At 46.8% G+C, this 12034-nt stretch carries 10 protein-coding genes; 4 read left to right on the forward strand and 6 right to left on the reverse strand.

Annotated features, from left to right (window positions below):
* Nucleotides 1–48: 48 nt before the first annotated feature.
* Nucleotides 49–423, reverse strand: a complete 375-nt coding sequence (gene spo0F / locus BAMF_RS38575) for a sporulation initiation phosphotransferase Spo0F (RefSeq protein WP_012118670.1) — start codon at nt 421–423, stop codon at nt 49–51.
* Nucleotides 424–576: 153 nt separating this feature from the next.
* Here spo0F and BAMF_RS38580 point away from each other — a divergent pair, with 153 nt between their 5' ends.
* Nucleotides 577–1098 carry a DUF2529 domain-containing protein gene (locus BAMF_RS38580; RefSeq protein WP_013353933.1) on the forward strand — a complete coding sequence of 174 codons (522 nt, stop codon included), beginning with the start codon at nt 577–579 and terminating at the stop codon, nt 1096–1098.
* Between the two features lie 46 nt (nt 1099–1144).
* Here the strand turns inward: BAMF_RS38580 and pyrG are convergent, their stop codons facing one another.
* The 3 genes from pyrG to BAMF_RS38595 form a co-directional block, all read right to left on the reverse strand.
* Complete coding sequence (gene pyrG / locus BAMF_RS38585) at nt 1145–2752, reverse strand: glutamine hydrolyzing CTP synthase (RefSeq protein WP_013353934.1); 1608 nt, start codon at nt 2750–2752, stop codon at nt 1145–1147.
* Nucleotides 2753–2992: 240 nt separating this feature from the next.
* A complete protein-coding gene (gene rpoE, locus BAMF_RS38590) occupies nt 2993–3520 on the reverse strand; it encodes a DNA-directed RNA polymerase subunit delta (RefSeq protein ID WP_013353935.1) in 528 nt (175 codons plus the stop codon).
* 227 nt (nt 3521–3747) lie between these two features.
* The gene (locus tag BAMF_RS38595) at nt 3748–5856 is read right to left on the reverse strand and encodes a (Fe-S)-binding protein (protein ID WP_013353936.1); all 2109 of its coding nucleotides are present in this window, start codon (nt 5854–5856) and stop codon (nt 3748–3750) included.
* Between the two features lie 139 nt (nt 5857–5995).
* On the opposite strand from BAMF_RS38595, the gene cls (BAMF_RS38600) reads away from it, so the two are divergent.
* From cls (BAMF_RS38600) to BAMF_RS38610, 3 genes are all read left to right on the forward strand, one after another.
* Nucleotides 5996–7195, forward strand: coding sequence for a cardiolipin synthase (gene cls, locus BAMF_RS38600; protein WP_013353937.1), 1200 nt, complete (start codon nt 5996–5998; stop codon nt 7193–7195).
* Nucleotides 7196–7207: 12 nt separating this feature from the next.
* Complete coding sequence (gene uvsE, locus BAMF_RS38605) at nt 7208–8170, forward strand: UV DNA damage repair endonuclease UvsE (protein ID WP_013353938.1); 963 nt, start codon at nt 7208–7210, stop codon at nt 8168–8170.
* A gap of 68 nt (nt 8171–8238) precedes the next feature.
* Complete coding sequence (locus tag BAMF_RS38610) at nt 8239–8511, forward strand: hypothetical protein (protein ID WP_013353939.1); 273 nt, start codon at nt 8239–8241, stop codon at nt 8509–8511.
* A 68-nt stretch (nt 8512–8579) separates the two neighbouring features.
* On the opposite strand, the gene BAMF_RS38615 is transcribed toward BAMF_RS38610, so the two are convergent.
* Nucleotides 8580–10304: an ABC transporter ATP-binding protein gene (locus tag BAMF_RS38615; RefSeq protein WP_013353940.1), complete on the reverse strand. Its 1725-nt coding sequence runs from the start codon at nt 10302–10304 to the stop codon at nt 8580–8582.
* A gap of 80 nt (nt 10305–10384) precedes the next feature.
* Nucleotides 10385–11890, reverse strand: coding sequence for a cardiolipin synthase (cls, locus tag BAMF_RS38620; RefSeq protein ID WP_013353941.1), 1506 nt, complete (start codon nt 11888–11890; stop codon nt 10385–10387).
* Between the last annotated feature and the right edge of the window lie 144 nt (nt 11891–12034).

Here is a 12034-nt window from a genome sequence, read left to right on the forward strand (position 1 = left end):
ACTTTTCGACAAATCGGCAACACAATGACATAATTGTTTCTAATTTTATTAATTCGATTTTAGAGGTAAATATTTTTTCACTGCGTCTCTGATCTCATCAATGTCAAAAGGTTTGGCAAAATGGGTCAGCGCGCCGAGCTCTTTTGATTCCTTAATCATATCGAGTTCTCCGTAAGCGGTCATAATAATAACGCGGATGGATTCGTCGATCATTTTCATTCGTTTGAGAATTTCGATTCCGTCCATGCCGGGGATTTTCATATCTAAAAGCACGAGATCGGGCCGTTCCTTCGTTACGATGTCCAGCGCCTGAATGCCGTTGGCAGCCTGAAACGTCTGGTACCCTTCTTTATGAAACACTTCATTGAGCAATATACGTATACCGTATTGGTCATCTACGATTAAAATCTTTTCATTCATCATTTTACACCCCAATATTATCATTTTCGTCAAAAGTAAGCAGTTGTTTATGTATTCTGTTTGATTTTCACATTTCCTTTAATTATAATAGTCTACTTTCCGACATTTTCTCTTTTGTTGTATACTGTTCTTGTATGTGTAAAGGAGGTTTCACTCATGTTAAAGATCTTTACGACGCAGCTTGCAGGCATTTTTTCCCGCATTCAGGATAAGGAATCCGAAGCAATAGAAGACGGCGCGCGGCTGCTGGCGCAGGCAGCCGTCAGCGGCCATTCCATTTATTTATACGGCGCAAATGAGATGCAGGGCATTTTGTGCGAGGCGGAACTCGGCTCCGAACCGATGCCTGCCGTCAAAGCGTTTCCGGATACAGCTGATTCGATTACAGAAAGCGACAGAGTGCTGATGTTCTGTTCGAGTCCGGGCACGGCTGAGGAACAGGCGCTGGCTCAAAAGCTTTATGAAAAAGGCGTCGGCCTCGTCTGCGTATCTCCCGTCATCAAGGACCAAACCGGGATTGAGGAATTTTGCGATGTTCATATTGACAGCAAATTAAAAATGCCGCTTCTGCCCGATGAAGACGGAACAAGATACGGGTTTCCTTCATTAATGACAGGCCTGTATATCTATCACGCACTGTCCTTTACGTTAAAGGAAATGATGCAGGAATATGCCTAATGCAGAAAAAAGACTTGCCGCTTAACGGAGGCAAGTCTTTTTTTTATTACTTCTCTTCTGCAGCTTGTACGGAAGCGCCGATAAAGTCTTTGAATAAAGGCTGAGGTCTTGTCGGTCTTGATTTGAACTCAGGGTGGAATTGGCAAGCGACATACCAAGGATGGTCTTTCAGCTCGATGATTTCCACAAGGCGGCCGTCAGGGCTTGTGCCTGAGAACACAAAACCGTTCTCTTCCATTTGCTGTCTGTATTCGTTGTTGAATTCATAACGGTGGCGGTGGCGCTCGTATACCACTTCATCCGCATAGGCTTCGAAAGCTTTCGTGTCTTCCTGAAGCTTACAAGGGTACAGTCCGAGACGAAGCGTTCCTCCAAGATCCTCGACATCTTTTTGTTCAGGAAGAAGGTCGATGATCGGATAAGGAGTAGACGGATCGATCTCCGCAGAGTGAGCCCCTTCCAGACCTAATACGTTTCGGGCATATTCAATGGATGCAATCTGCATACCGAGGCAGATGCCGAAGAACGGAATTTTTTGTTCACGCGCATACTTGGCGGCGATGATTTTTCCTTCTACGCCGCGGTCTCCGAAACCGCCCGGCACGATGATTCCGTCTGTGCCGCTTGTCAGCTCTTGAATATTGCTTTCTGTCACTTCTTCAGCGTTAATCCATTTGATCTTCACATCGGCGTCAAACGCATAGCCCGCGTGGCGGAGTGATTCAACGACTGAAATGTAAGCGTCCTGAAGCTCGACATATTTTCCGACGAGACTGATTGTAATGGTTTTAGACAAGTTTTTCACTTTCGTGACAAGGTCTTTCCATTCCGTCATATCTGGTTCTTTGCACTCTAATTTCATATGATCGCAGACAAGCTTATCGAGTCCCTGCTCCTGAAGGTTAAGCGGGATGGAGTAAAGGTTGTCCGCATCTTCACATTCGATAACCGCTTTCGTGTCAATATCGCAGAACAGTGCGATTTTATCTTTCATATCTTGAGAAATCGGCATCTCTGTGCGCACGACGATGATATTAGGCTGAATGCCTAGGCTTCTCAGCTCTTTTACGCTGTGCTGCGTCGGTTTTGTTTTCAGCTCGCCCGCCGCTTTGATGTACGGCACAAGCGTACAGTGGATGTACATCACGTTTTCGTGGCCGATGTCGCTTTTCATTTGACGGATGGCTTCCAGGAACGGAAGAGATTCGATGTCTCCGACTGTTCCGCCGATTTCAGTAATGACAACATCCGCGTTTGTTTCTTTGCCGGCACGGTAAACGCGGTCTTTCAGTTCATTTGTGATATGCGGAATGACCTGCACCGTTCCCCCGAGGTAGTCCCCGCGGCGTTCTTTTTTCAAGACGGCAGAGTAGATTTTACCGGTCGTCACGTTGCTGAATCTGTTCAGATTAATGTCAATGAAACGCTCATAATGCCCTAAGTCAAGGTCAGTCTCAGCACCGTCATCGGTAACGAATACCTCACCGTGCTGATACGGGCTCATCGTTCCCGGGTCAACGTTGATATAAGGGTCAAATTTTTGGATAGTGACGCTCATGCCTCTGTTTTTCAAAAGGCGGCCCAGTGATGCTGCCACAATTCCTTTTCCGAGTGAAGATACAACTCCCCCGGTTACAAAAATGTATTTCGTCATTTCGTTTGCTCCTCTCTTCGGTCTGCGCTACATTCTTTAAAATGTGCCGTTTTATAGAAAATCATTTCACTAAAAACAAATGATGTGTAAAAGAATTTGGGAGATGAAAATAAGAAAGCTCCCTTTCAATTTCTTGAAAGGGAGCGTAGCACTCTTATGAATTCTCTTCTTTTTGAAGAGCCCAAAATACATACTACATAGTTCGACAATGAAAGTCAAGATCGTTTTGCTGATATGGGATCAGTCTTTGCGATCCTCGTCTTCATCATCATATTCTTCCTCATCTTCTTCAATCATATCGTCTTCGATCTCAAGCTCGTCGTCATCTTCTTCATCGATATCTTCGTCGTCAAAGCTGTCTGCGTCAAGGTCAATATCTTCTTCCATTTCATCGAGATCGATGTCGTCTTCATCAACTTCCTCGAATTCGTCAAGATCAAGATCTTCCTCAACGGCTTTTTTCGCTTTTTTCTTTTTCGCTTTTACAGTCGGCTGTGTTTCTTCGTCCAGCTGATCGTACGGATACCAGCTGCGAAGCCCCCATGTCTGGTCTGACAGAGCAATGAAGCGGCCGTCAATGTTGAGGTCGGTATAAAATTGGGCGATACGGTCACCCAGTTCCTCTTTCGTAACACCGAGCAAGGAGATAATTTCATTCAGCAGCTCCTGGAACGGAACCGGTTTTTTATGTTCTGAGAAAATTTCGTGAGCGATTTCAACTAAAGCCATCTGCTTCAGCTGTTCCTGAGAATATTGTTTGATACTCAAGGTCGGACACTCCCTTTCTATTACTTATATGTATCTGTTTCTATCCTATAATAAGAACGATTTTGTATTGTTTTGTTCACAAACCATACCTCTCATTATAAACAAATTAAAACAGAATATGCTACCCTTAACAGTGTAATTTAAGAAATTTTAGAGCCGTTCCTTCATAATTCGGCCGATGCGCGAAAACAAAGCCGCCGGCATATGCGCGGGCGGCCTGCTTTTCTCTATAAAGACTCTTGTTTTTCCGCGCCGAATACAGACATGGCGAGCAATTCACTGACATCATAAGTGCCGATCTCGTCTTCGGCTTCTTTCGCTTTCGTACCGTCACCGAGCATGGTCAGGCAGTAAGGGCAGCCGGAGCTGATGACCGTCGGGCTGACTGAAAGCGCCTGCTCGGTCCGGGCCGTGTTGATTCTCGCTCCCGTTTCTTCTTCCATCCACATGAGTCCTCCCCCGGCGCCGCAGCACATTCCGTTTTCACGGCTTCGCTCCATTTCTTTCAATTGAACACCCGGAATAGCTTTTAAAATCGCTCTCGGCGGCTCATACACCTCATTGTATCTGCCTAAATAGCATGAGTCATGGAAAGTAATCGTTTCATTCACCGGGTGAAGCGGTTTTAATTTCCCCTGCGACACTAGCTCGGCTAATAATTCAGTATGATGATAGACTTCGGCCCGGAATCCGAAATCCGGATATTCATTTTTGAACATATTATAGGCGTGCGGATCAATCGTGACGATTTTTTTGATCCCGTGTTTTTCAAATTCGCCGATGTTGTGTTCCGCCAGCTCTTGGAACAGAAACTCATTGCCCAAACGGCGCGGTGTATCGCCTGAGTTTTTTTCTTTATTGCCGAGAATCGCAAAGGATACGCCCGCTTCATTGAGCAGCTTTGCAAATGAGACGGCAATCTTTTGGCTCCTGTTGTCATAGGAACCCATTGAACCGACCCAAAACAAGTATTCGAACTCTTTATCTTGTTTTTTCATTTCTTTCACCGTCAGAATCTCCGTATCGGTCTGCTCCCGCCAGTTTTCCCGCTCTTTCCGGTTTAAGCCCCACGGGTTTCCCTGTCTTTCAATGCTTGTCATCGCCCGCTGCGCGTCGCTGTCCATCTTCCCTTCCGTAAGCACGAGATAGCGGCGCAGGTCGATAATTTTATCAACGTGTTCATTCATGACCGGGCATTGATCTTCACAATTGCGGCATGTGGTGCACGCCCAGATCTCCTCTTCCGTGATAACCTCGCCGATTAAGCTCGGGTTGTAGTCAATGGCTGCCGCCGCTTCACGCGATCCTCCCCCTGAGGAAGCAGCTGCGAGCTGATTCGCTTTCGTGTGCTGAAAAACGGGCGCGGGCACCCACGGAGATTTTGACGTCACGGCAGCGCCTTTTTCCGTCAGGTGGTCTCTGAGCTTTAAAATGAGATCCATCGGCGATAGCATTTTGCCCGTACCGGAGGCCGGACACATATTTGTACAGCGTCCGCACTCGACGCAGGCATAAAGATCAACAAGCTGAGAGCGGCGGAAGTCTTCAATCTTTCCGACGCCGTAGCTTTCTTTTGTCTCATCGGTGAAATCGATTTTTTCCAGCTTTCCTTTTGAATCAAGCCTGCTGAGGAACACATTCGCCGGACCCGCAATTAAGTGCGCATGCTTTGATTGCGGCACGTACACTAAAAAGCTGAGCAGGAACAACAGATGAAGCCACCATGAAACATAAAACACGGCGGCTGCCACCGGCGCTGAAAGACCGCCGAGCACAAACGCAATCGAGGAAGCGATCGGTTCAGTCCAAGACAGAGAATGATCGTGCCATAAAAGGTTCATGGCGTTCCCGAGAAGCACCGTCACCATCAGTCCGCCGATAAACAGGAGGACAAGCCCCGCCTTAAACCCTCGTTTCAGTCTGACGAGTTTTTCAATGTAGCGCCGGTAAAACGCCCAGACCACGGCAACTAAAATAAGAAACGTGACAATTTCCTGAAAAAAGGTAAATGCCGGATAAAGCGGGCCGAACGGCAAATGCCGGTCAGGAAGCAGCCCTTTCAGAATAAAATCAATAGCGCCGAACTGAACGAGTATAAAACCGTAAAAAAACAGAACGTGGATGATTCCGCTTTTTTTATCTTTCAGCAATTTTTTCTGTCCGAACACATTCACCCATATCTTCTGCAAGCGTTCTTTCAGGCGTTTATCAAATTCTTCCCTCTGGCCGAGCTTAATATAAGCAATCCTCGTTCTGCTCAGGTAAACGAATAAATAAACGGCGTAAGCGGTTACAGCTAAGAACAGCAGCGCGTTTACCATGAGAAAAGCGTTCATCTTGTCTCCCCCTTTGTTCTGATTCCCCTCTTCATTGTCATATCTTTACTTTATCATAAATAATGAATGAGTATTCAGTCAATAATTAAATTCGGATTCTCGGGGCACACTACCGATACTTCGGAAAGGAGGCGTCGGTATGAAGGTCTTTTTTGTGTTGCTTGTCATTTTCATTATATTCATCGCACTTATGCTGCTTGATATGCTGCTTGGCCGGGCGGCGTACAAAAAACAGGCGTACGAACCCGTTTTCGCGCCGAAAAAGAGTGATATCAGACTCATTCACTGCGGCGGCGAGCTTGTGCAGCAAATGACGGATGATATCCGCCAAGCCGTCTCTTCTATTCATATGATGTTTTTTATTATGAAGAACGACCAAGTCTGCCATGATATGTTTCATTTATTGAAAGAAAAGGCGCAGGCCGGCGTCTCCGTATATCTGCTGCTCGATTGGGCGGGCAGCCGTCAAGTGAAAAAACCTTCCATTCAAACAATGAAAAAAGCCGGCGTTCACGTTCATTTTCTGAACAAACCGGGATTTCCGTATCTTTTTTTCAGGCTGCAAAAACGGAATCACCGGAAAGTGACCGTCATTGACGGCAAAATCGGCTATGTCGGCGGATTTAATATCGCGGAAGAGTATCTCGGCAAAAAAGCGAAGTTCGGAAACTGGGAGGATTATCACCTGCGGATGACCGGCGAAGGCACTGCGGATCTCCAGACTCTTTTTGCAAACGATCTGAAACGAAGCACCGGAAAAACACTGGAATCACCCGAGGTTTATCCGCCGTTATCCGAAGGGAATATCACTCATAGGACATATGCGTCTGACGGTTTTTCGCTTGAATCGCATTATGAAAGCTGCATCCTTAAAGCGGAGAAAAACATCATTATCTGCACGCCTTATTATGTACCGAGCAAAAAGCTTCAGGCAGCGCTTATTTCGGCCTGCCGAAAAGGCGTCAAAGTGACTTTGATTGTGCCAATGAAGTCAGACCACCCGCTCGTTCGGGAAACAGCTTTTGCCTATTATCCCGAGCTTCTGAAGGCCGGCTGCCTCATCTACCGGTATTATCAAGGCTTTTATCATGTCAAAGCCCTCATTATTGATGACCGTATCAGCATTATCGGCACGCCGAATTTTGATAAACGGAGCCTGTTCTGGAATGAAGAAGTGAATGTCATCATTAATGATGAGACCTTTACTGAGGAAGTGCTCTCAACCATAAAGCAGGACATCGAAAAATCCGAGCTCCTCACCTTAGAAAAAGTGAAACAGCGCTCCGTCAGACAGCTTCCTGCAGAATGGCTGGGTAAGGCCATATCTTATTTTTTATAAAGGAGAAACCCTATGCTGTTCAAATTCGGATTCGTCTCAAACGCCACGTGTCTTTGGGACGCATCCCCCGCAAAAACCTTAACGTATGCGCGCTATACAACACTTTCCGCAAGCGAACGGAAAGAGGCCCTGCTTTCTGTGACGAAAGCAAATCTTACCAATACGCTGCGCACCATCCACTATGTGATCGGACACGGCATCCCGCTGTACAGGTTCTCAAGCTCGATTGTGCCGCTCGCCACCCATCCGGATGTGCGGTGGGATTTTGTCACGCCGTTTCGCCAGGAGTTCCGCGAGATCGGCGAGCTGGTCAGAAAATATGATCTCAGAACGAGTTTTCATCCGAACCAGTTCACCCTTTTCACAAGCCCGAAACAGGAGATTACCGCAAATGCGGTCAAGGATATGGCCTATCATTATGACATGCTGGACGCTATGGGCATCGCGGATCGTGCCGTCATTAACATTCATGTCGGGGGCGCTTACGGCGACAAACAAAGCGCGCTTGGCCGTTTCGGCATGAACTTGAAAGAGCTCCCCGATATTATCAAACAGCGGATGACTTTGGAAAACGATGATAAAACGTATACGTCTGAAGAAACACTCAGTGTATGTGAACAAGAAGGCATTCCATTTGTGTTTGATTACCACCATTTTTACGCCAATCCGACCGATGACGCTGATTTGGATGACATTCTCCCGCGGATGATTAAAACATGGCAACGGATCGGCTTAAGGCCGAAAGTCCACCTCTCCTCACCAAAATCAGAAGCAGCTATCCGCAGTCATGCCGACTATGTGGATGCGAATTTCATCCTGCCGGTGCTGGAGCGGTTCAGACAATGGGATACGGACATCGACTTTATGATTGAAGCAAAAGAGAAAGACCGGGCGCTGCTTCGGCTCGTCGAAGAATTAAGCGCCATCCGCGGAGTCAAACGCCTGGCGGGAGGCGTGCTGAGGTGGAAATCATAACCAGGTTTATCACCCGATTATCTGGGGAATTTCCGAAATAACAGACCATCAGACGGAGGAGAAAACACATGAAAAACATTACATCTTTGAAAATAGCCGCTAAGAAATTCACTTTAAGAAACATGCTTCAGCTTTATCAGCTTTGCCACACAGGAGGCCACGAGCTGTATATCTACTCTAAAAAAACGATGTGCAAAATCAAAGATATCATCGAACTGGAAACTTTCAGAATGGCTCATAAAGAACAAGAATATTTAATTGTAGTGGAAGGAAAGAAAGCGGTTCAGCTTATTGACCGTTTCAAACATATGATCGAACCTGCGCAAAAAGAAGCCCATTAAATACGGATACATAAAAAAAGGAGAGACAGGAGGCCGCTCGGCCCCGTTCGTCTCTCCTTTTTTCTTTATTAATGAATCAGCTCGCCGAATTGCGCCTGATGAAGTCTCTGGTACATGCCGCCGGATGCCAGCAGTTCCTTATGGTGTCCTTGTTCAGCAATGCCTTCTTTCGTAACGACGACGATCCGGTCCGCATCCTTAATCGTAGCCAGCCGATGGGCGATCACAAGAGTCGTGCGTCCTTCAGACAGTTTTTGCAGAGACTTTTGAATGGCGGCTTCCGTTTCTGTGTCGAGAGCTGATGTAGCCTCATCCAAAATTAAGATCGACGGGTTTTTCAAAAACATTCTGGCGATGGAAAGCCGCTGTTTCTGCCCGCCTGACAGCTTCACGCCGCGCTCGCCGATCACCGTGTTCAAACCGTCGGGATACCCGTTTACCAAATCCTCTAAATGCGCCTGCCGGACGGCCTGCCAGATCTCTTCCTCAGACGCGTCCAGCCGCCCGTAAGCAATGTTTTCCCGTAATGTGCCGGAAAACAGAAAGACATCCTGCTGGACGACGCCGATTTGTCCCCGCAGAGATGACAGCGTCATGTCCTTAATGTCGATGCCGTCGATGGATATGACGCCTTCAGACGGCTCATAAAAACGCGGAAGCAGACTTGTCAGCGTTGATTTCCCCGCTCCCGAAGGCCCGACAAATGCGACTGTCTCCCCCGCATGAATGGATAAATTGATGCCGGACAGCACCGGATTGTTTTCTTCATAGCCGAATGACACATGATCATAGCGGATATTCCCTTTTAAACCGGGTACATGTCTCGCGTGCGGGGCATCCTTGATATCAGGCTCCGTTTCCAGTATTTCCATAAAGCTTTTAAAACCGGCAATGCCTCTCGGATACATCTCAATAATTGCGTTGATCTTATCAATCGGACGGAACAGAACGTTCGTCAGCAGCACAAAAGCAACGAATTCTCCGTAGGATAATGATCCGCGAATGACGAACCATGTGCCGCACAACAGGACGAACAGCGTGACGAATCTTGTCAGCATGTAACTGATTGAACCGTTTTTGGCCATGATTTTATATGACGTCAGTTTTGTCTTGCGGAACCGCTGGTTGTTCACGTCAAACCGCTGCTTTTCAAACGCTTCATTGCTGAAAGCCTGGACAAGGCGGATGCCGCCGATGTTATTTTCGACCCTCGCGCTGAAATCACCGACATCTTTGTTCAGTTTTGTAAACGCGGAGGTCATTTTTTTATTGAAATACAAAGCAAGCCAAATGACGACCGGCATAATGATAAAGGTCAACAGCGCGAGCTGCCAGTTAATGAACAGCATGACGCCGAAAGCGCCCAAAATCGTCATGATCGCGATAAACAGGTCCTCGGGTCCGTGGTGGGCCGTTTCTCCGATATACATCAAATCATTGGTGAGCTTAGACATTAAACTGCCCGTTTTGTTGTTATCGTAAAATTTGAACGAAAGCTTTTGCAGATGGTCAAAAAGCTTTTTCCGCATATCGGTTTCAATGTTAATACCGAGCATATGGCCCCAATACGTCACAACATACTGAAGTGCCGAGCTGAGAGCGTACACCCCGAACAAAGCGATAGAAGTCAAAATAATCAGACTCCAATCCCGCCCCGGGAGCAATGTATCGATAAAGTAATTGACAATCAGAGGAAAACTCAGCTCCATCAACCCGCCTGCGATGGCAGAAAAGAAGTCGAGAAAAAACAGCTTTTTGTACGGTTTATAATAAGAAAAAAATTGTCGCAGCACGATTCTGTCCTCCTTGCGCCTCGCACTCAATGATAATATTTCTCAATTATACTATACACAAGGAGTTTTTAAAGCGTTTTTTACAAAACGCCTGAAAATAGCCGTGCGAAGGATTCCTTCGTTCTTTCCCATAATGCGCGCTTATAAAAACGGACGGGGCTGATTTTCTCAGACTCTCTCATATCCTCCAGATAATGCGCTTCAAGATCTTTGACCGCCTCTTGATCTGTAAAAAACACATTGACTTCAAAGTTCAGCTGAAAGCTTCTCATGTCCATATTCGCCGTCCCGACAGAAGCAAGGTTTCCGTCGGTGATGAGTACCTTTTGATGCATAAAGCCCTTTTGATAGGAATAGACTTCAATTCCTTCCCGAAGAAGCTCGGGGAAATAAGACCTCGTCGCATACTGGGTTAGAAACCCGTCATTGGTTTCCGGCACCATGACAACACGCACTTGGACGCCTCTTGCGGCAGCCTCCTTTAACGCCGTGCGGATCGGCTCATTCGGCACGAAATAAGGCGTCGCGATCCATACAGACGATTCGGCCGCCGCGATCATGGCATAATACAGATCGCTCATCCGCTCCTTCATATCGGGGCCTGTCGGAACGACTTGATAGACGCCGCCGCTTTCTGCCGGAACCGGGCGGCTGTATGCTTTCTGATCAATAAGCACCTCATCAGAAACGTATTCCCAATCAAGCATAAAAATGCTGTGGAGCGTCTGAACGATTTCTCCTTCGACTTTCATATGGGTGTCGCGCCAAAAGCCGACGTTTTTGTCTTTGCTGATATATTCCTTGCCGACATTCAGCCCGCCGACAAAACCAATTTCCCCGTCAACGACGACGATCTTGCGGTGATTTCTGAAATTGAATTTCTGGTTGAAAAAGCCGTATTTCAGCGGCAGGAACGGGACGATGTTCACGCCCGCGCGTTTCAGTTTTTTAATATCTTTTCCGGACAGCTTCAGGCTGCCGGCCGCATCGAACAAAAACCGCACTTCCACGCCTTGACGCGCTTTCTCCATCATAATCTCCATCATCTTGTGCCCGAGCATGTCTGATTTGAACAGGTAATATTCAATATGTATAAATGATGCTGCCCCCCGGAGCGCTTCAAACAGCTCCGGAAAAGTTTCATCCCCGTTTTTGAGCACCTTCAGCCTGCTTTTTGTATTGATATTCATGTGGGCAGCTTTGATTGAATATTGAAAGAAACGCTTCTGATTTCCTTTCAATCCGGACAGGTCGGGAGTTTGCTCCATATCAAATATCGTTCTCAGCTTTTCCCGGTTATACGTCCGTTTTGACCTGAACAGCTTGCCTTTTTCATAAAGCTGGCCGGAGAATAGGTAAAATAAGTACCCGGCGATCGGAAAAAAGATAAGAATGTGGATCCATAACAGCGTGTGCTGCGAGGTGCGGTTTTCTAAGATTAACGAATAAATGCTGAACAGGATAATGCTTGCATAGCAAAGCAATCCGCCGTAAAACTCAAGCCTGGAAACCGGAAAAAACCATATGACATATGCTCCGATCAGCATCATATATAAAAAGCAAAATTCCAGTCTCCTTTTCAGCATCCCGACTCTCTCCAATCTGATCCGATATCTCTTTATACCCTCTATTCTCCGGCCTGTAAACATATGAAAAAGCCTCCCCGCCCGAGCGGAAAGGCTTATGATGAGGCTTCCTGTGATGAAGGAGAAGAGCGTTTTCAGCAACCG

This window comes from Bacillus amyloliquefaciens DSM 7 = ATCC 23350, assembly GCF_000196735.1.
In the GTDB taxonomy this organism is placed as follows: domain Bacteria; phylum Bacillota; class Bacilli; order Bacillales; family Bacillaceae; genus Bacillus; species Bacillus amyloliquefaciens.